The following is a 19,824-nucleotide window of genomic DNA, read 5'->3' as shown; positions in this document are numbered from 1 at the left end:
TTTGTTTTCATCTCTCTTATCCTAAATCTTTTAAAATAGCGTCAGTCAAACTCTCTGTGTCTAAGCCTAAGGATTTTTCCACTAAAGCGGTGTTCCCATGCATGATAAATTCATCCATGATTTCAAAGCTTTTAACAGGCTTTAAAATATTTTGTTCGCTCAAAAACTCTAAAATCGCGCTAGCCACCCCCCCAAGCTTGTAATTATCGCTAAAAACATAGAGCTTTTGATAAGGGGCAATGATCGCGCTTAAATTTTGATCTAAGGGCTTTAAAAACCTGAGATCCAAAAGCGCGCATTCTATGTTTTTTTCTTTTAAAGCCAGTTGGACTAAATGCGCCCGCCCCACGCCATTACCATAGCCTATGAGTAAAATTTCACCCTCTTTTTTCAATAATTCGCTTTGGCCTAAAACAAAACCACTAGGCTCAAAAACCCCCTCTTTTAGCGCAAACGACCCCCTAGGGTAGCGGAACGCGCAAGGGCTTGAATCATGCTCATTAGCAAAACGCACGGCGTTTTTTAAAGTCTCATTATCTCGTGGGGCAAAAATGACCATGTTAGGGATAGAGCGCAAATACGACACGTCTAAAAGCCCTTGGTGCGTCTCGCCATCTTCGCCCACAATCCCGGCCCTATCAATGGCCAATTTAATCGGCAAGCTAGAAATGCAAGCGTCATGCACAATGGAATCATAAGCCCTTTGCAAAAAAGTAGAATAGATACTCACAAAAGGTTTAAACCCCTCTTTAGCCATAGCGCTGCTAGAAGTTAAGGCGTGTTGTTCAGCGATAGCGACATCAAAAAAGCGCAAAGGGTAAGCGTCAATGAGTTTGTCTAATCCTGTGCCGCTAGGCATCGCTGCGGTTACGCCTACGATTTTTTCATCTTTCTTGGCCAATTCTAAAAGGGTGTTAGAATACGCTTCAGTGGGCGATAAAATCGCGCTTTTGGATTTTTTAGACAAGCCGGTATCCAAATCAAAAGGCCCCACCCCATGCCATTTTTCATACCGCCCTTCAGCGATTTTATAGCCTTTGCCCTTTAAGGTTTGCGCATGGATTAACACCGGCTCTTTAAGCTCTTTGGCGAGTTTTAAGGTTTCAATAATCGCGCTCAAATCATGCCCATTAATAGGCCCTATATAGTTAATGCCTAATTCTTCAAAAAACACGCCCGGGGTGATGAGTTTAAAAGATTCTTCAAAACGGCTCGCTAAGTAATTCACGCTTTCAGGTAAGGTGCTTAAGATTTTTTTAACTTTAGAGCGGAAAGACTGGTAAAACGGGCCTTTCATCAGCTGGCTAAGGGCTTTGGATAAGGCTCCAATAGGCGTGCTGATACTCATTTCATTATCGTTCAAAATCATGATCATGGGGTATTTCCTATCGCCCAGTTCGTTTAAGGCTTCATAAAAAATCCCTGCGCTAATGCTCCCATCGCCTAGTAAAGCGATAGGCATGCCTAGCACTTGTTTCAAACAAAAAGCTTTAGCCACCCCCACGCCTATAGACACCGAAGTGGAACTATGCCCGGCGATGAAATAATCGTATGCGCTCTCGCTGGGTTTAGTAAAACCGCTCAAACCTTGAAACTGCCTTAAAGTGCTAAAGCTTTCAAAACGCCCGGTTAAAAGCTTATGGGCGTAAGCTTGGTGCGAAGTGTCAAAAATAAAAGGGTTTTTTTGGCAATCAAATAGGGCATGCATGCCCACAATCAGCTCCACAGCCCCTAAAGAAGAGCTTAAATGCCCCCCATTAGCGCTCACCACTTCTAAAATACGATTCCGTAGCGTTTGGCACACCAACTCCAAGCCTGCAATATCGTTAGGGTTTAAATCAAAAGTTTTATTTTGCAAAATCACACCTTAAAATTTTCCAACACGCTTTCTTTGAGCGTTTTAAAGCGCTCCATCAAATTCCCATCAAGACTCCCATTAGAGCTAGTGATCATAACGCCTCCTTTAGAAATAGCCTCATTGCTCTCTAATTTGATTTTGGAAGCGTTTTGCAAACGCTCGTTTAAATAAGGGTAATCCAAAGGATTGACTTTTAAATGAATATCCGTTGCGTCTAAAACGTTTTTTAAAAGCTCTTCAGCTAAAGCAAGGGCTACTTTTTGGCTGTTGTCTTCCACTTCCTTAAGGATCACTTCTTTAGCTATATCTATCGCAATCGCGCTCAACTCCTTTTCTAAAGCCATTAAATGATCTTGTGATTTTTTCATTTTTTCATCTAAAGCCGTGATCGCATGCAAAAGCTGGTTCTTTTCTTCATTCACGCTGTGAGTGAGCTCGTTACGCATTTTTTCTTCGCCCTCTTTAAAGCCGATTTTATAGCCGTCGTTTTTAGCGTTTTCAATCAAAGCTTTGCTCTCTTCTTGGGCTTTTTCAAATTGCATTTGCAATTTCACTAAATGGCTTGAAAGCTCATCGGTTTTTTTCAACAAGCAATCAATCAAATCGTTTTCTATCGCTTTTTTTTCCAAAGGCTCTTGTGGGTTAGGCGTTTCTAAAGACGCGCCATTAGGATTGGTTTTAGGGGGTAAGTTTACCATGCTCTTAAATTCGTATTTTTGAATGTCATGCTTATTTAAATGGTCTTTTTGGATCAAGTTTTTACGGCTATTCAATGACATCTTCCTCTTCACCGGTTTGGATCACGCCTTTTTCTTGCAAGCTCTGCACGATTTCAATGATTTTCCTTTGGGCCACATCCACATCTTTGATTTTGACTGCCCCTAAATATTGCATTTCTTCTACAAACTGCTCTGCAGCCCTGCTGCTCATGTTGTTTAAGAATTTATCGGTTAAATCTTGGGTGGAGGTTTTTAGTGCCAAAGACAAGTCTTTTTTATCCGCTACTTTCAAAATCTCTCTGATAGCGAAATTGTCTAGTTTGGCTATGTCTTCAAAAGTGAACATCATTTCTTTAATCGCGCCGGCGAGCTTGTTATCCACGCTTTCAATGCGAGCGAGCGTGGTTTTAGCGCTCTTTTGACCTAAGCGGTTAAAGATTTCAGCCACCGCTCTCAAACCGCCCACTTCAATTTTATAACTGGTGAGCGATTCTAGTTTGTTTTCCAACACCGTGGAAACCCTTTTAACCACTTGGGGCGATATTTCGCCTAAATTCGCCATTCTAATGGAGATTTCCGCTTTCATTTCATCAGGGAAATAGCTCAAAGTCTCAGCCGCATTAGGGGCTTCCATGTGGGCTAAAATCAAGGCAATGGTTTGAGGGTGTTCGTTAATGATGAAATCAGCGAGTTGTTGGGGCTTGATTTTGCCTAAATAAGCGAAGTTTTTTTGCGTTTGCAAGCTTTTAGTGAGTTTGTCCATCACTTTTCTGGCTTCTTCGCTCCCTAAAGTCCTGGTTAAAAGCTCTCTAGCGTATTCTAAACCGCCGGTATTGATGTATTGGTTAGACTGAAAAATCGCAAAAAATTCCTCTAAAACCGCCGCACCGATTTGCTTGTCTGTGCCGTTTAATTGCACGATTTGCTTAGAAATCTCTGTAATGGAGTCAATGTCTAAATGCCTTAAAATCTCGCCTGTGGTGTCTTCGCCCACTTGAATGAGTAAAATAGCGATTTTTTCACTCATGGAAAGTTCGTCTAATTGAGCCTTTTGTTTGGGGGTAAGCTTGGTTGCCATTTTTAACCTTTTTTAACCTTTCGCGCTGTCTGAAGAGATTTCATCTTTGATTAAGAGTTTAAAGAGCGTGGCGATTTCATCAGGGCGCTCTTTAAGGGTCCCTCTAATCTTTTCTAAAATGATTTCGTATCTTACTTCTTCTTCGCTAAAGGTTGCATTAAGCCCTAATTGATCTTCTACTTTTTTCCTCAAATCGCCGAGTTTGTTCAATTCATCTTCTTCTTCATCCATCTCTTCAAACATGGATTTCACTTCCTTATCTTCATCAGGCACTACTTCCAGCATGCGTTCGCTGAAAGGCACAATCACTTTTTTATAGAAAATAAATAGCACTATAAACACTAAAATATACTTGATTAAAGGCGTGAATGAACCTAAGATTTTTTGAGTTTTGTGCATGATTTTTTCGCTCAAAGTAGCGTTATCAAGCAGGGGTGCCATAGGGTTAAACTCAAAATTACTCACCGCCACATCATCGCCTCTATTTTGGTTATAGCCAATGGCCTGTTTCACTAGAGCGTTGATTTTTTTAAGCGATTCATCGCTCAAAGGCTCGTATTCTAAAGCGTTTGCCCCGTCTTTAAGCGCGATTTTATACCTGCCATCCACCACAACCGCCGCATTCAAACGCACTAAAGTGCCAAACTCGCCCTTAATCTCGCTAATGGTTTTACCCACTTCATAATTGGTCGTGTTTTGAGACTTTTCGTATTTTTCTGGCTCTTTATTGTCTTTCAATCCTTGCACAGGCCCAATATTGCTCACAACCCCAGGCACGCCGCCGACTTGTTTTTTAGGAGCGCCTTCTTTTTTTTCTTCTAAATTCTGCTCGCTCCTTACGACATTATTGGGATCAAAAGTCTCTTTAGTGCTTTTCTTTTGGCTGAAATCAAACTCCGCATTGACCCTTGCAACCACCTTGTTTTTACCCCCCACAATAGGGGCTAAGATATTGACAATCTTATTTTCTAAAATGTTTTCAAAATTTTGTTTGTAATGCAATTGCTCTAGGGCTAATTCTTTGGAGTTTTCTAGTATATCGCCCTCGCCTATTGATTCGCCGTTTTCATTCACGATTTTCACATTTTCTATCGTGAGTTTAGGCACAGCTGCAGCGATTAAATTTTTAATCCCTAAAATTTGAGTGGGTGAAAGCTTCATGTCAGGCTTGAGTTTGAGCATTACCGAAGCACTAGGAGGGACTTCTTTAGCCACAAACACGCTGTCTTTAGGGATTGCAATATGCACATTGGCTTTAAGAATGGGGTTTAAACTTTCAATCGTGCGCGACAATTCGCCCTCAATGGCACGAATGAGTTTGATATTTTGATCAAAATCAGTCGCCCCAAAGTCTTTAGTGTCAAAGATTTCAAAGCCCACTTTACTCGTTTTAGGGATTCCTTGAGAAGCTAGAGTGATCCTTTCTTCATACACTTTATCTTTAGGGATAAGAATGGTGTCGTCTTTGGAGACTTTATAAGGGATTTGGTTTTGCTGGAGGTGTTGTAAGATTAAAGCGTTATCGCTAGAGTCTAAGCCTTCAAATAAAACCCCATAACCCCCTTGCGCGTAGTCTTTTTCTTTAAAGGGATAGAGCAATAAAAACACAAGCAAAGCGGTGATTAAAACCCCGGCTGCGATTAGGGCGATTTTTTGCTTTTTATTGAGTTTGATGAAAAAATCAACAATCCGTTGCAATAATACCTTTAAATCCAATATTAAAACCTTGATAAAATTTTCATTCTTTTAAGCCGTTCGCTTAGATCTTTTGGAACACGCTCAAATAAATCCCTATGGAAAAACAAGCCCCTAACGCCCCTAAACAAACCCCTCCTAAAACACTGCTAAAAGACACCCCTAAAACAATCAGCACTAAGCTTATTAAAAGAATCAAACCAAGCAAACTACAAGAAAGAATGTTTTGAAATATTTGATGCGTGATCAAATGGGGTAACAATAAAACAAGCAACCCATAAAAAAGGGCTAAAGAAAGCGCGATAGCGCTAGGGAAATTAGCGCTGTGCGAAAGCCATTGAATGGAGTGTGCCAAAAGATGTTTTAAAGATTCTAAAAGGGCTTCAAATAAGATCACGCTTAACACAAACCACACCCCAAGCGCTAAGTTTCTGCGATAAAGGCTTAAAAACACCCCCACTAACAAGCTCAAAGGCAACACGAATTGAGAAGAGCCTAAAAAAACAACGCGTTGGAGTGCTTGATCTAAAATGGGGTTAGAAGAATTTGAACGCATCAAGCTAAAAATGGCATGGTCCATTGAGTTGGTGTAACCAAAAAGGACTAAACCAGCAATCATAATAAAAAACGCGCTAAAAACGCCTCCTAAAAGAAACAGGGTTTTCACTGGTAATAAGAAAAATGGTTTGGGTTGTGTGGAAACATTTTTGAAAGAATTTTCAGCCATTATTTAAAACCCTTCTAGTAGTTAATTCAAAACTTATATTATACGCCAACGAACTTTAAAATCGCTCTTAAAAAATTTAAGACAATGAAGTTTAAACACATAAAAGCTTTTCATTTTAATCAAACCTAGCTAATAAGAAACTGAAATTGTTTTTTTTTTTTTTTTGAAATCGCTTTAATTTTTACCCTCTTTTAAAGCTTTTTAACCCTTTTTAGACTACAATGTGAGAAGTAAAAATCAAAGGAACACGACATAATGGATAGAGCCAAATTTATATTCGTTACAGGGGGCGTGTTAAGCTCTCTAGGGAAAGGGATTTCATCTTCTTCAATCGCTACGCTTTTGCAGCATTGCAATTACCAGGTTTCTATTTTGAAGATTGATCCTTATATCAATATTGATCCAGGCACCATGAGTCCTTTAGAGCATGGGGAAGTGTTTGTAACTAGCGATGGCGCTGAAACGGATTTAGACATAGGGCATTATGAACGCTTTTTGAACAGGAATTTAACAAGGTTGAATAATTTCACTACCGGGCAGATTTTTTCAAGCGTGATAGAAAATGAAAGGAAAGGGGAATATTTAGGCAAAACCATTCAAATCGTCCCCCATGTAACCGATGAAATCAAAAGGCGCATTAAAAGCACGGCTAAGGGGTTGGATTTTTTAATCGTGGAAGTGGGCGGAACCGTGGGCGATATGGAGGGCATGTTTTATTTGGAAGCGATCCGCCAGCTCAAATTGGAATTAGGGAATGAAAAAGTCATCAATGTGCATGTAACTTTGATCCCCTATATCCAAACCACTAACGAACTAAAAACCAAACCCACGCAACACTCCGTCCAAGAATTACGGCGTCTTGGCGTAACCCCTCAAATCATTTTGGCGCGATCGCCTAAGCCTTTGGATAAAGAATTGAAAAAAAAGATCGCTTTGAGTTGCGATGTGGAGCAAGACAGCGTGATTGTCGCCACAGACACTAAAAGCATTTACGCATGCCCTATTCTTTTCTTGCAAGAAGGCATTTTAACCCCCATTGCCAGACGCTTTAATTTGAATAAACTACACCCCAAAATGGCGGCTTGGAACACTTTAGTAGAAAAGATTATCGCTCCTAAACACAAAGTCAAAATTGGTTTTGTAGGCAAGTATTTAAGCTTAAAAGAATCTTATAAATCCTTGATTGAAGCCTTAATCCATGCGGGCGCGCATCTGGATACGCAAGTCAATATTGAATGGCTAGATAGCGAGAATTTTAATGAAAAGACGGATTTAGAGGGCGTTGATGCGATTTTAGTGCCGGGGGGCTTTGGAGAAAGGGGGATTGAGGGCAAAATTTGCGCCATTCAAAGAGCTAGGTTAGAAAAACTCCCCTTTTTAGGGATTTGTTTGGGCATGCAATTAGCGATCGTTGAATTTTGCCGCAATGTTTTGGGTTTAAAAGGGGCTAACTCTACGGAGTTTAACCAACGCTGCGAATACCCTGTGGTGTATTTGATTGAAGATTTTATGGATCAAAACCACCAAAAACAGGTGCGCACCTATAATTCGCCATTGGGTGGCACCATGCGATTAGGCGAATATGAATGTGAAATCGTGCCAAATAGCTTGTTAGAAAAAGCTTATAAAAAGCCTAGCATTAAAGAAAGGCACCGCCATCGTTATGAAATCAACCCCAAATACCGCCAAGAGTGGGAAAATAAGGGCTTGAAAGTGGTGGGTTTTGGAGCGAATCATTTGATAGAAGCGATTGAATTAGAAGATCACCCGTTCTTTGTGGGGGTGCAATTCCATCCGGAATTCACCTCCAGGTTGCAAAGCCCTAACCCTATTATTTTGGATTTCATTAAGAGCGCTCTTCATAAATCCTAATCTAAAAAATGAAACAAAAGCTTAAAGCTCAAATCAAAGAGCGAGTGGCTTCTATCACTTATAAGGAAAAAGGGTTTCCTAGCCCCTTTTTATTTAAAGACTTGAAAAAAGCCGCACTCAAAATCATAGAAGCCATGCGTACAAACACAGAAATTTTAGTGGTGGGCGATTATGACGCTGACGGCGTGATTAGCTCTACTATCATGGCAAAATTCTTTGAAAGCCTGAATTATAAGCATGTTCGCATTATAATCCCTAATCGCTTCATTGATGGCTATGGGATTTCTAAAAAATTTTTAGAAAAACACCACGCCCCTTTAATCATCACGGTGGATAATGGGATTAGCGCCTTTGAAGCCGCGCGATTTTGCAAAGAAAAAAATTACACCCTTATCATCACAGATCACCATTGCTTACACCATGATGAAGTCCCAGACGCTTATGCGGTGATCAACCCCAAGCAACCGGATTGTGATTTTATCCAAAAGGAAGTGTGCGGGGCGTTGGTGGCGTTTTATTTGTGCTATGGCATCCACCAACTTCTAGGAAAAGAAAAAAGCCATTCTAGCGAGTTGCTATGCTTGGCGGGCGTGGCGACTATTGCTGACATGATGCCTTTGACTTTTTTTAACCGCTTTTTAGTTTCTAAAGCCTTGTATTTTTTGCAAAAAGAATCTTTAGGGGCGATGGGGTTTTTGCGCCAAAGAGAAGTTTTTAGAAAACGCTCTTTAAAAGCGAGCGATATTTCTTTCAGTATCGCCCCCTTAATCAACTCCGCAGGGCGCATGCAAGATGCGAAAATGGCTTTAGATTTTTTAAGCGCGAATAATTTTCAAGATGGCTATTTTTTGTATGAACGCTTGAAAGCATGCAATATGAAGCGTAAAATGATCCAACAGCAGGTTTTTGAAGAGGCTTTTAAGCATGCGATGGTTGGAGAAAAAATTATCGTCGCTTTTAAGGAGGATTGGCATGAGGGCGTGTTAGGGATTGTGGCTTCAAAATTAGTGGAAGCCACTCAAAAGCCAAGCCTGGTTTTTACCTTTAAAGAAGGGGTGTATAAAGGGAGCGCTCGTAGCTCTCCAAATATTGACTTGATTGACGCTTTGAATGGGGTTTCTTCTTTATTGCTCGGCTATGGAGGGCATAGGCAAGCTTGCGGATTGAGCGTTGAAAAAAACAATATCGTCTCGCTCTTTGAAACTTTAGAAAATTTTGATTTTAAAGTCTTACCTTTTTGTGAAAAAGAACCCCCTTTAACGCTCAAATTAAAAGACATTGACAGAGAGCTTTTAGAGATTATAGAGATGGGCGAACCTTATGGGCAAGAAAACCCTGAGCCTTTATTCCAGGCACAAAATTTAGAAATCGTAGAAGAAAAAATCATTAAAGAAAGCCACCAGGTTTTGCGTTTTAAGGATAAAGAATGCGTCAAAGAGGCGATTTATTTTAACGCTGATCGGTTTTTGAAAGCGGGCGAAAAGGTGAGCGTGCTTTTTAGCGTGGAATTAGATGAGTGTTCTAATGAGCCTAAAATGTTTGTTAAAAGTTTGTTGTAGTGCCTTTTGTTGAAGAAGAATTTGAAATTTTAAAACCCACCAAAGCCTTGTTTTTGGTACGCGATGTTTTAAAATGCTCTCTAAAAGAAGCCCAACGGCACCTTGACAAGCAACGCTTAAAACAAAACCAACAAGCCGTGCGTAAATCTCAAATCATTCAAGGGGTCGTTCGCTTGATTTATTTCAAGCCTAATGAAAAACAAGAAAAGCTTGTTTTTGAGACTAAGGATTTTGGCGCATTTGACAAACCCGCTCAAGTCTATACCCACCCTAAAGGCTATTTTTACCATGAAAGCTTATTAGATTGCATCCAATCGCATTTGGGTAAAAACGCCCACCCAGCCCACAGACTAGACTATGAAACGAGCGGGTTAGTTTTAGCGGGCAAAACCTTACAGAGCGCTAAGGATTTAAAAGCGCTTTTCATGCAAAAAAAAGTAAAAAAAACTTATTTAGCGCTAGTGCATGGGTTGGTTGAAAAAAATATGAAAATAGACAAACCCATTCTAACGCCACAAAACATTCAAGAAGACTTGCGCATTCGATCTCAAATTTCTCCTTTAGGCAAGCCTTCAATCACCCTTGTTGAGCCTTTAAGCTATAACCCTTTTTTGGATATAAGCTTGCTTAAAATAACCCCACTCACTGGGCGCACGCACCAGATCCGCTTGCATTTAAGCAGTATAAATCACAGGATCGTGGGCGAGGGACTTTATGGGGTGGCAGATGAAAACGCTAGAGAATACCTTCAATTAAAGCGCGAAAATAACGCCCCTTTACTCATGCTCCATGCCGCTAGTTTAGAGTTTGAATTTAAAGGGGCGATCTATCAAATCGCTTCCCCAATGCCCGAACGCTTCATGCCTTTTTTAAAAGATTGACCCTTTTTTTATTGATTATCCCCTGATTGCTTTTATTGATTATTTTATTGATTATTTTCTTTTTTGGGGGGTTTTTTGATTAAGGTTTTCTATATGCTTTTTTAATCCCCCTTATCCTTTCTAGATTTCAATTCCTCTTGTTTTTTAAGAATCATTTCTTCGGTAATGTTAGAAAGCTTGTCTTTATGGTTTTCGTTATTAGAATCTTCTTTGTGGCGGGACTCTCCTTGTTTTTTTGAAATGATTTCTTCAGCGATGCTAGAGAGTTTTCCCGCATTTTTGGTGTCTTTGTAGTTGGAGCGGTTTTTTAAATTCTCTCTGATTTGCCTTTTTCTTTGGATTAACGCAAACATTTTTTGGCTGAATTGGTAGCATTTGCGCGTGCTTATGACAATCACGCCCCACTTGATTAGTAAAGCGATTAAAAGCCAAATAAAAGAGCTAGAAGTGTCCAATAAAAACTGGCGCACATCGCTATAAACCCAAATATCCACTAAAATAACCAACAGAGTGATGAAAATAGAAAACGCAATGCTTTTAAACCTAAAAAGCCACGCCACTATCACAAACCCTCTCGTGTGCCTATGGGCTAACAGCCAGCGTTCATTCTTTTCGCTAAAAAAATTCATCAAACCAGAAATTACGCTATTTTTCTTGCTCATTCTCGCCCTTTTCCCAAACTTCTTTAAAATGCTTGGTGGTTTTTTCTTGTTTTTCTTTCAATTCTTTAGCGTGGATTTGCTCTAACAATCTTTTTTCTTCCGCTTCAAACATGATTTTCAATTCTTCTTCGTTAAAATCGCTCAATTTCATGCCCTCTTTTTTCAAGCATTTTTCCACGATTTTAACCGCTTGCTCTCTGATTTTTTGAGATTCTTCTTTAAAAAACGCTCGTTTGGTTTTTTGAAAGACTTCATTAGAATTTTTTTGGATCGTTTGTTTGCAAGAATCTAAAAAATCCCTAACTTGATGCATGATTTTCATTATTATCCGTTTTTAAAGAGTTTTTAAAACTAATGATCCTTAAAAGAATACCAAAAAAAGATTAAAACTCTCTAGTAAATATCTTCTTAAAAGAATAGGGGGCATTTTGGCGATGCTCTAACCCCATAAAATAGGGCTTTTGTGGGATAGTTTCTAGGTGAGGCTATCGCATGTTTTTTGTCCCTTATTTTTCTTTGAGCGCCTCGCATGCCAGCTGTTCTCCTAATTTGCAGGCCTTAGAATAAAAGTAAGCGGTTTTTATTAAGTCTTTTTCCACCCCTTGACCATATTCATATAGAAAACCTAAATAACCACACCCCCAACTATTATTCAAATTGCATGCTTTAGAACAGAATTGAGCGGCTTTTGTTGAGTCCTTTTCTACGCCTAGACCAGTAGCATATAACACCCCTAAATTCTTACACCCATCACCAATATTCAAATCGCATGCTTTAGAATAAAGATAAGCGGTTTTTATTAAGTCTTTTTCCACCCCTTGACCATATTCATATAGAACCCCTAAATTATTACACCCCCTACCATTATTCAAATCGCAAGCTTTAGAATAAAATTGAGCGGCTTTTGTTAAGTCCTCTCCTACCCCTTGACCATATTCATATAGAAAACCTAAATAACCACACCCCCAACTATTATTCAAATTGCATGCTTTAGAACAGAATTGAGCGGCTTTTGTTAAGTCTTTTTCCACTCCCTGACCATTTTGATATAACACCCCCAAATTACCACACCCCCCACCATCTTTCAAATCGCATGCTTTAGAGAAGTATTGAGTGGCTTTTGTTAAGTTTTTTTCTACGCCTCGACCATAATAATATAATGACCATAATCTCTTACACCCCACACCTTCTTTTAACTCACACGCTTTAGTGTAAAGTTGAGCGGCTTTTATTAAGTTTTTTTCTACATCATCATACAGATCCCCTAAAGCACCACACCCCCCACTATTATTCAAACCACACGCTCTTTCAAAATACTTCCTAGCTTTAGAAAAATCTTGCTTGTCATAACTCAGCATACCCAAATCAACAAGCTCTTCAGGGTTTGGCTCTGCCATTAACCCCCCCCCCAATAAACACACAACACAAACACAAAGCCCTAAAAACGGCTTTTTTGAAATTTTCCAGCATGACGCTTCTCTCTTTATTGAAAAATTAGACTTTATTATAATCAAATTGCAATCAAATCTAGTGCTTTTTTAAAACCTGCTGGCAATAGCGCTCCAAGATCCTACAAGCGCTCAAAGAGTCTAGCCGGCCGTCTTTAATAGCGAGCCGCTTGTTTTTCTTACCCAAATGCCCTAAATTTTCATAGGCTTCTATGCTGGATCTGTCTTCATTAATAAAAACGATTTCGCCCTTAAAATCCAAAAGCTTGATGAAATGTTCAATGCGCGCGTTCGTGTCCGCATAGCTTTCATTGGGCTTGCCCACCACCAGCACCTGAATGTTTTTTTCCCTCAATAAATCGCTCAAATCCCTAGAGGCCTGATTCCTGTTGTGGCGTAAAATCGCTTCTAAAGGCAAGATAACGCCGTTTAAAAGCGCAGCAATCCCAATGCGCTTCAGCCCCACATCGCATGCCAAAATCACGCTAACACCACGATATGATTGATGCGCTTGATCTTACCCAACAGCTCGTATTCTAAAAGCTTATCCCCAAATTTGAGATACGCCTCTTCATAGCTAGGGTTTTTGGCGCAATATTCTAAAAATTCGTCTTTGATTTCAGGCATTTCTTTTAAATGGTGGTCTTTTAAAAGGGTGTTTATAAAATTTTGAATATTAAATATCCCTTGAGCCTGCCCTTTTTCTAAAAGCTCATTAGTGCCATCGCTCTCATTCAGGCGCTGGGGCAAAACAAATAAGGGTTTTTGATACTTTTGGGCTAATCTCGCGCTGCTCATAGAGCCGCTTTTTAAATCCGCTTGGGGGATAATTACCGCATCGCTTAAAGCGATCACCAGGCGGTTTCTCGCTAAAAAAGAGCCTTTAACGGGCATAAAATCCTTTTCATATTCGCTTAAAATCAAGCCGTTTTGCGCGATTTCTTGGATCACTTTATGATTGTTCGTGGGATAGATTAAATCCAAACTGCAAGGCGAAAGCATGATGGTTTTTGGTAAGGCGTTTTCTTGAGCGATAATATCCACGCCCAACGCTCCTCCGCTCACAATAACCGCGCCATTTTTAGCAAGCTCTCTGGCTAGAGTGATGGTGTGTTGCTTGCTGTAAGGGGTGGGTCTTCTTGTGCCTATGATAGCCACTTTTAAAGGTGCTCTCAAAAGCTTTATATCGCCCACACAATAGAGTTTTTTAGGGGGGTCTTTGAGAATGTCAAAGGCTTTAGGGATATTCTCTAGCGTGCTGTATTGGAAATTACTTTTCATTTCAAACTATTTAGGCAGTATAATTTCCACTTCAATCGTTTCCACGCTCTGGTTGCTATCGAGAGTTTTGAAATGGATGTCTGAAGATTTAGTGTATTTTTGAATAACGGCAATGATTTCTTTACGCATCTCTTCCATGTAGGGTAAATTTAAGGTGCGCTCTTTGGCTAGAATCAATTTCAATCTATCGGTTGCGGTGGCCGCGCTCCCTTTGTTTTTAAAAAAATCAAACAAACTCATGAAAATATCCCTTTTAACGCGCTAAAAAAGCCTTTTTTAGCCTTAAATTCCACATATTCCACTTCTTCGCCTAAAATCCTTCTGGTGATGCGCTGGTAAGCTTTCGCACTCTCGCAATCCGTGCGAATCACCGGCTCGCCCTTATTGGTCGCTGAAATAATATGGTGATCTTCTGGAATGATCCCAATTAAAGGCAGGCATAAAATCTTAAGCACTTCTTCTATGGAAATCATCTCACCATTTGCCACTAATTCAGGTTTTAAGCGATTGATTATCAAATGCTTATGCACCTCCATGCCCTTTTTGGCCCGATTAGACTTCGCGTCAATAATGCCAATCACTCTGTCGCTATCCCTTAAGGAACTCACTTCGGGCGTTACCACCACTAACGCCATGTCCGCATGCAAAATCGCATGCTCAAAGCCGCTTTCAATCCCAGCCGGTGAGTCAATTAAAATATAGTCAAAATCCGCCCTTAAAGCGTTGATTAAAATCGCTACTTTTTCCTTATCTAAAATATTTTTATCCTTGCTTTGTGAAGCCGCTAAAAAAGAAAGGTTTTTAGTCTTTTTATCCGTGATCAAAGCCTGCGAAAGGTTGCAATTTTTTTCCATCACATCCACCACATCATAAACAATGCGATTTTCTAAGCCTAAAATCATATCCAAGTTCCTAAGGCCTATGTCAAAATCAACCGCTACGACTTTTTTACCGCTCTCAGCCAAGCCGATCGCTAAATTAGCCGTGGTGGTGCTTTTGCCCACGCCCCCCTTACCTGAAGTGGTAGTAACTACTATTGCCATATGATTCCTTTTAATGATTTATTTTTTATGATTGAATGGTGCGCGTAAAATTTCCCCAATTTGTTCTATTTTAGTCTCTTTAAGGGCTTTCCTCTCTGTGTTTAACCTGGGGTAATTCAAGCTCTTTTCTAGTAAAAAATCCTTAGCGAATGAGCCGTTTTGAATCTTTTTTAAGATTTTTTGCATGCGTTTTTCTAACAGATTTCCCATAGGCTCTCTATGTTTAATCGCTCCAAATTCAGCGGTGTTAGAAATGTGTTTCCTTAAGCCCTCCACCCCCTTATAATGCAATAAATCCGCCACCAATTTCACTTCATGCACGCATTCAAAATAGGCTAATTCTTCATGGTATCCTGCCTTAATTAAAGTTTCAAACCCCATTCTCACAACCGCTTCTAACCCCCCGCACAAAACCGCTTGCTCGCCGAATAAATCGCTCTCGCATTCTTCTTTAAAGCTCGTTTCTAAAACCCCCATTCTCCCTCCGCCCATCGCTTTAGCGTAGCTTAAAGCCACCGCTTTAGCGTTATTTTTTGAATTTTCTTGCTCTATGGCGATCAAATGGTATAAGCCCCTATTTTTAAGATATTCTTCTCTTAAAGCGCTCCCGGGCCCTTTTGGCGCGACTAAAATTACGCCCACGCCTTTTGGAAGAACAACCTGATTGAAATGCACGCTAAAACCATGAGCAAAGCCCACAATTTGGCCTTCTTTTAAAAAAGGGATCACTTCTTTTTCTAACACTTCCTTATGCAATTCGTCCGGAAGAAGCGCCATAATCAGATCAGATTGTTGGACTAATTCCTTGACTTCTAGCACCTCAAAGCCCTCTGCTTTTGCTTTTGAAACGCTCAAACTCCCTTGATACAAGCCAATACGCACTTTTACTTTAGAGTCCCTCAAATTGAGTGCTTGGGCTTCTCCTTGCGCGCCATAGCCAATAATGCCCACTTGTAAGGATTGGATAACGCCTAAATCAATGTCTTTATCATAATAAACGGGTAATGCCAAAATCAAATCTCCTAGCGTGTTTAAGCAAGTATTTATTTTACCATAATGAGAGCGATAATGTTTAAAAACATGCAGAATGTTAAAAAATGGTGTGCTCGGAGGGATTCAAACCCACGACCTACAGGACCGCAACCTGTTGCTCTATTCAGCTGAGCTACGAGCACTTTTAAAGAAGTGAAACGATGATTATAGCAAGAAAAGCTAATTTTTCACTTAAACGATGCGTTTTTTCTATTATAATTTAAGGCATGCAAAAAGATTACCAAAAACTCATCGCTTATTTATGCGATTTTTTAGAAAAAGAAGCACAAAAACGAGGCTTTAAAAAAGTCGTTTACGGGCTGAGCGGGGGGCTAGATAGCGCGGTCGTTGGGGTGCTGTGTCAAAAAGTTTTTAAAGAAAACGCTCATGCCCTTTTAATGCCCTCTTTGGTTTCTATGCCAGAAAGTAAAACAGACGCTTTAGATTTGTGCGAAACATTTTCTATCCCTTATACAGAATATTCTATCGCTCCCTATGACGCCATCTTTAGCTCTCATTTTAAAGACGCAAGCCTTACCAGGAAGGGGAATTTTTGTGCAAGATTGCGCATGGCTTTTTTATACGATTATTCTTTAAAAAGCGATTCTTTAGTCATTGGCACGAGCAATAAAAGCGAAAGAATGCTAGGCTATGGCACTTTATTTGGGGATTTGGCGTGCGCGATTAACCCGATTGGGGAATTATTTAAAACCGAAGTTTATGAACTCGCTTGCCATTTGAATATCCCTAAAAAGATTTTAAACAAGCCCCCTAGCGCGGATTTATTTGTAGGGCAAAGCGATGAAAAAGATTTGGGCTATCCTTATAGCGTGATCGATCCTTTATTGAAGGATATTGAAGCGTTGTTCAAAAACAAGCCCATTGATGCAGAAGCGCTCACCCAATTAGGCCATGATGAAATTTTAGTGAAAAACATCACAAGCCGTATCCAAAAAAACGCTTTTAAATTAGAATTACCCACCATCGCTCAAAAATTTAACCCTAAATGAAAAGCGATAAACCCTTTTTAGAACGCTATTTTTATGACCCCACTCTTTTGCAAAAGGGGTTGATTTTTGCGCTCTATCCTTTTTCTTTAATCTATCAAGGCATCGCCACCTTAAAAAGAAAAACCGCTAAAAAGCATGATTTTAAAATCCCCCTTATCAGCGTAGGCAATTTGATCGCTGGGGGAAGCGGTAAAACGCCCTTTATTTTAGAAACCGCTCCAAGATACCAAGAAGTGGCGGTTGTCTCTAGAGGGTATCAACGAGATTCTAAAGGCTTAGTGGTGGTGAGCGTTAAAGGAAACATTTTAGTTTCCCAACAAACAGCGGGCGATGAAGCCTATCTTTTAGCCTTAAATTTAAAACAAGCGAGCGTGATTGTGAGCGAAAAAAGAGAGCTAGGCGTTTTAAAAGCCCTTGAATTAGGATCAAAGATCGTGTTTTTAGACGATGGTTTCAGGTTTAATTTCAACCAATTCAATTTGCTTTTAAAGCCTAAAGTCCCCCCCTACTACCCCTTTTGTTTGCCTAGCGGGTTGTATAGAGAAAGCATCAAAAGCTATAAAGAAGCCCATTTAGTCGTTACAGAAGATAAGGATTATAAAAGAATCACCTCTATTTCCCACCCCACCAAACGCATGCTTTTAGTAACGGCTATCGCTAATCCTAGCAGGCTTGATGCGTTTTTACCTAAAGAAGTGGTTAAAAAATTGTATTTTAGAGATCATGCCCCTTTTGATTTGAAGCTTTTAGAAAAAGAGTTTTATCAAAATAACGCCACTTCCTTATTGGTTACTTCAAAAGATCTCGTCAAATTACAAGATTGCAACTTGCCCTTAAGCGTATTGGATTTAAAGCTAGAAATTTGCCCTAAAATTTTAGAGCGGATTGATCGTTATATCTTTTCTTATCCTTGCAATACAAAAGAACATCTATAAATTCCTTTTCTTTAGAGATAAAGCCTTTCAAACGCCCCTCTAACTCATAATGGTTTTTTTCATAAAAAGCGATCGCTTTGAAATTGTTTTCCATCACTTCTAAGTGCAAAGAATTTAATTGGAATTCTTCAAAAGCGATGCGTTCTAAAGCTTTTAAAATAGTTTCTCCCCTATTTTTCAAAAAAGGGTTTTTATAAATCCCCAAATACCCATGCTTATGAAAAAAATTGATTTTAGTGATAGAGCCAACCCCTAAATAAACGCCCTCTTCTTTAAACAAAAAATAGCGGTGGTTAGGCGAGTTTTTTAAATCTTCTATGAATTGCAAATGCGTTTTTAAAGAAATAAAAGCGCTATACATCCATAAGGCAGTGTTTGGGTGGTTACGAAATTCTAAAACCAACAACTTTTCTTCATCGTTTAAATGTGCAAAATCAATCGCTTGGATATTTTTATAAGAATAATTTTTTTTCAAATTTCTAAAAACTCCCTTAATGCGCCCTCTAACTCACTCCCAAAGGCCAGGTTTTTTGTCCAGGCTTGATTTTTTTGAATCTGTAATTTTTCAAAATCTTTCGCTAAAGTTTTCAAACTCGTTTGTTTGAAAATACCCAAGCTTTCAAATTCTTGGCTTTGAATGATTTGATTAGAAGCAACGGGAATGATAAGAGAGGGCGTTTGAGAAAGGGCTAATTCATAGAGGGTTTGACCAGCAGCGCTAATGGCGCAAGTGCAAAATTTCATCAAAGAACTGAACTCCAAAGGGCTTAAAGGGCTGTAATAATGCGTGTTTTTGGGAGGATTTTTGGGGATATAAGGTGAAATGATATGCAAATGCATGCCCTTATTTTCTAAAATTTTGACTATCTCTTTAAGCGTTTTTTGTTCGCTCCCCCCTAGAGTGATCAGCACTTCTTTATTTTCTGTATTGATAGGGCGCTCATAGACAAAACGCATATCAACAGGGTAAAACCCCACCCCCAAATAATACTGATAATCTTTTGATAAATAATGGTAGTGTTTTAAAGCGTTCAGCGTGAAATTTAGGATCTTGGTGTTTTTGGGGTAAAACCCCTTAGCATGCTCTTTATCTTCTATGACCATAAGGCTTTTGGCTTTTTCTTTTAAAAGATAAAAATCCTTTGAATTTAAACAATAGCTATCTATAATCAAAAAATCATCATTGCCAACGCCCTCTAAAAAAGCGCTTATATCATTGCGCTTATATAAATAAAGATCCGCTTTAACCCCTAATTTTTCTATAAAAGAAAGGATTTTTTCACAACGCCTCACATGCCCCAAACCGCTTGTTAAAAAACAATCGCACAAAATTTTTACTGGCATGCGTTTTTCAAACGGCTGTATTTGAGCTTGGCTAATTCTAAATCTTCTAAAGTGTCAATGTCTTGGACTTCTAAGGGCGATAATTCTAAAGCGATAGAATTTTGACTAAAAATAGGCCGCATTTCTTTAAAGGCTTGAGCCTTCCCCATATAAAGTAATCCTGCGTCATGATAGAGCGTTTTTAAATCTTGCGTGCACGTGTTTAAATGCTCTTTAAAAGCCATTTGAACGCCGTTTTCAAGGCTAAAAGAACGATAGGGCGAAGCGCTAAATGGAGAGCATGTGAAAACATAATCTGTATTTTCTTTTAACATTTCAAAAGCGTTTTTTAAATGCTTTTCTTGTAAAAGTGCTGAAGTGCCATACAAACAACACGCAACATCTTCATCTTTTAACTCTAATTCTTTCATGTGATAGGCCATCACCTCTAAAGTCGTGGCTCTATCGTGCGCTAAAACTTTAGGGCGTAAATTCAAAAAACTCGCCCCATAATTTTTAGCTAAATGAACATACTCCATGCTATCGCTAGAGATAAACACCTTTTCAAAAAGCTTGGAATTTAGCGCCGTTTCAATAGGGTAAGCGAGCATGGGTTTATTGAAAAAATCAATAATATTTTTATTCTTGATCCTTTTACTGGAACTTCTGGCTAAAACAATAGCGATCGCTTTCATGCTAGG

At 39.4% G+C, this 19,824-nt stretch carries 21 protein-coding genes and 1 tRNA gene; 5 read left to right on the top strand and 17 right to left on the bottom strand.

The features are described from left to right. Positions 1 to 16 precede the first annotated feature (16 nt). Genes dxs through HPOKI112_RS01920 form a run of 5 tightly spaced genes read right to left on the bottom strand, consistent with a single transcriptional unit; the run spans position 17 to position 6,077 of the window. Positions 17 to 1,858 (bottom strand): 1-deoxy-D-xylulose-5-phosphate synthase, encoded by a 1,842-nt coding sequence (dxs, locus tag HPOKI112_RS01940; RefSeq protein WP_025275701.1) that lies wholly within the window; start codon positions 1,856 to 1,858, stop codon positions 17 to 19. 2 nt (positions 1,859 to 1,860) lie between these two features. After that, positions 1,861 to 2,637 (bottom strand): flagellar assembly protein FliH, encoded by a 777-nt coding sequence (fliH, locus tag HPOKI112_RS01935; protein WP_025275700.1) that lies wholly within the window; start codon positions 2,635 to 2,637, stop codon positions 1,861 to 1,863. Beyond that, positions 2,624 to 3,655: a flagellar motor switch protein FliG gene (gene fliG / locus HPOKI112_RS01930; protein WP_000201859.1), complete on the bottom strand. Its 1,032-nt coding sequence runs from the start codon at positions 3,653 to 3,655 to the stop codon at positions 2,624 to 2,626. Before fliG ends, fliH begins: the two co-directional genes overlap by 14 nt. Before the next feature lie 12 nt (positions 3,656 to 3,667). Beyond that, positions 3,668 to 5,371 carry a flagellar basal-body MS-ring/collar protein FliF gene (gene fliF, locus HPOKI112_RS01925; protein ID WP_025275699.1) on the bottom strand — a complete coding sequence of 568 codons (1,704 nt, stop codon included), beginning with the start codon at positions 5,369 to 5,371 and terminating at the stop codon, positions 3,668 to 3,670. 43 nt (positions 5,372 to 5,414) lie between these two features. Next, on the bottom strand, positions 5,415 to 6,077 hold the full coding sequence (locus HPOKI112_RS01920; protein ID WP_025275698.1) for a phosphatase PAP2 family protein: 663 nt from the start codon (positions 6,075 to 6,077) through the stop codon (positions 5,415 to 5,417). Positions 6,078 to 6,332: 255 nt separating this feature from the next. Between HPOKI112_RS01920 and pyrG the strand changes: the two genes are divergently transcribed. The 3 genes from pyrG to HPOKI112_RS01905 are packed head-to-tail and all read left to right on the top strand — an operon-like array spanning position 6,333 to position 10,389. Further along, complete coding sequence (pyrG, locus tag HPOKI112_RS01915) at positions 6,333 to 7,949, top strand: glutamine hydrolyzing CTP synthase (RefSeq protein ID WP_025309667.1); 1,617 nt, start codon at positions 6,333 to 6,335, stop codon at positions 7,947 to 7,949. Positions 7,950 to 7,957: 8 nt separating this feature from the next. Further along, a complete protein-coding gene (recJ, locus tag HPOKI112_RS01910; RefSeq protein ID WP_025309666.1) occupies positions 7,958 to 9,508 on the top strand; it encodes a single-stranded-DNA-specific exonuclease RecJ in 1,551 nt (516 codons plus the stop codon). Then, positions 9,508 to 10,389, top strand: a complete 882-nt coding sequence (locus tag HPOKI112_RS01905; RefSeq protein WP_025275695.1) for an RluA family pseudouridine synthase — start codon at positions 9,508 to 9,510, stop codon at positions 10,387 to 10,389. The genes recJ and HPOKI112_RS01905 overlap by 1 nt, the downstream gene beginning before the upstream one ends. A 101-nt stretch (positions 10,390 to 10,490) precedes the next feature. Here HPOKI112_RS01905 and HPOKI112_RS01900 read toward each other — a convergent pair whose 3' ends face one another. From HPOKI112_RS01900 to HPOKI112_RS01860, 9 genes are all read right to left on the bottom strand, one after another. Beyond that, on the bottom strand, positions 10,491 to 11,051 hold the full coding sequence (locus tag HPOKI112_RS01900) for a hypothetical protein (RefSeq protein ID WP_025275694.1): 561 nt from the start codon (positions 11,049 to 11,051) through the stop codon (positions 10,491 to 10,493). Continuing rightward, positions 11,035 to 11,373 (bottom strand): hypothetical protein, encoded by a 339-nt coding sequence (locus HPOKI112_RS01895; protein ID WP_025275693.1) that lies wholly within the window; start codon positions 11,371 to 11,373, stop codon positions 11,035 to 11,037. The genes HPOKI112_RS01900 and HPOKI112_RS01895 overlap by 17 nt, the downstream gene beginning before the upstream one ends. A gap of 184 nt (positions 11,374 to 11,557) precedes the next feature. Beyond that, entirely contained in the window at positions 11,558 to 12,448 is an 891-nt protein-coding gene (locus tag HPOKI112_RS01890) for an SEL1-like repeat protein (protein WP_025309665.1), read from the bottom strand. Between the two features lie 130 nt (positions 12,449 to 12,578). Further along, positions 12,579 to 12,983 carry a Holliday junction resolvase RuvX gene (gene ruvX, locus HPOKI112_RS01885; RefSeq protein WP_025309664.1) on the bottom strand — a complete coding sequence of 135 codons (405 nt, stop codon included), beginning with the start codon at positions 12,981 to 12,983 and terminating at the stop codon, positions 12,579 to 12,581. Next, on the bottom strand, positions 12,980 to 13,780 hold the full coding sequence (gene dprA, locus HPOKI112_RS01880) for a DNA-processing protein DprA (protein WP_025309663.1): 801 nt from the start codon (positions 13,778 to 13,780) through the stop codon (positions 12,980 to 12,982). Before dprA ends, ruvX begins: the two co-directional genes overlap by 4 nt. Positions 13,781 to 13,786: 6 nt before the next feature. Next, positions 13,787 to 14,020, bottom strand: coding sequence for a cell division topological specificity factor MinE (gene minE / locus HPOKI112_RS01875; RefSeq protein ID WP_000051414.1), 234 nt, complete (start codon positions 14,018 to 14,020; stop codon positions 13,787 to 13,789). Next, the gene (gene minD / locus HPOKI112_RS01870; RefSeq protein WP_025309662.1) at positions 14,017 to 14,823 is read right to left on the bottom strand and encodes a septum site-determining protein MinD; all 807 of its coding nucleotides are present in this window, start codon (positions 14,821 to 14,823) and stop codon (positions 14,017 to 14,019) included. Before minD ends, minE begins: the two co-directional genes overlap by 4 nt. An 18-nt stretch (positions 14,824 to 14,841) precedes the next feature. Beyond that, entirely contained in the window at positions 14,842 to 15,834 is a 993-nt protein-coding gene (gene ilvC / locus HPOKI112_RS01865; RefSeq protein WP_025309661.1) for a ketol-acid reductoisomerase, read from the bottom strand. Positions 15,835 to 15,921: 87 nt separating this feature from the next. Next, positions 15,922 to 15,998, bottom strand: a tRNA-Arg gene (locus HPOKI112_RS01860). Positions 15,999 to 16,082: 84 nt separating this feature from the next. Between HPOKI112_RS01860 and HPOKI112_RS01855 the strand changes: the two genes are divergently transcribed. Further along, a complete protein-coding gene (locus tag HPOKI112_RS01855; RefSeq protein ID WP_025309660.1) occupies positions 16,083 to 16,865 on the top strand; it encodes an NAD+ synthase in 783 nt (260 codons plus the stop codon). Then, a complete protein-coding gene (locus HPOKI112_RS01850; RefSeq protein WP_025309659.1) occupies positions 16,862 to 17,800 on the top strand; it encodes a tetraacyldisaccharide 4'-kinase in 939 nt (312 codons plus the stop codon). Before HPOKI112_RS01855 ends, HPOKI112_RS01850 begins: the two co-directional genes overlap by 4 nt. Here HPOKI112_RS01850 and pseH read toward each other — a convergent pair. From pseH to pseF, 3 genes are read right to left on the bottom strand one after another with little or no spacing between them, the layout of a single operon-like run. Then, the gene (gene pseH, locus HPOKI112_RS01845; RefSeq protein WP_025309658.1) at positions 17,733 to 18,275 is read right to left on the bottom strand and encodes a UDP-4-amino-4,6-dideoxy-N-acetyl-beta-L-altrosamine N-acetyltransferase; all 543 of its coding nucleotides are present in this window, start codon (positions 18,273 to 18,275) and stop codon (positions 17,733 to 17,735) included. The genes HPOKI112_RS01850 and pseH overlap by 68 nt on opposite strands. Next, positions 18,272 to 19,144 carry a hypothetical protein gene (locus HPOKI112_RS08550; protein ID WP_025309657.1) on the bottom strand — a complete coding sequence of 291 codons (873 nt, stop codon included), beginning with the start codon at positions 19,142 to 19,144 and terminating at the stop codon, positions 18,272 to 18,274. Before HPOKI112_RS08550 ends, pseH begins: the two co-directional genes overlap by 4 nt. Continuing rightward, positions 19,135 to 19,818 (bottom strand): pseudaminic acid cytidylyltransferase, encoded by a 684-nt coding sequence (pseF, locus tag HPOKI112_RS08545; protein ID WP_025309656.1) that lies wholly within the window; start codon positions 19,816 to 19,818, stop codon positions 19,135 to 19,137. Before pseF ends, HPOKI112_RS08550 begins: the two co-directional genes overlap by 10 nt. Positions 19,819 to 19,824 lie beyond the last annotated feature (6 nt).

This window comes from Helicobacter pylori oki112 (genome assembly GCF_000600085.1).
GTDB lineage: Bacteria > Campylobacterota > Campylobacteria > Campylobacterales > Helicobacteraceae > Helicobacter > Helicobacter pylori_CY.
The sequence above is the reverse complement of the archived record's forward strand: the minus strand, read 5'-3'. Positions and strand labels throughout refer to the sequence as shown.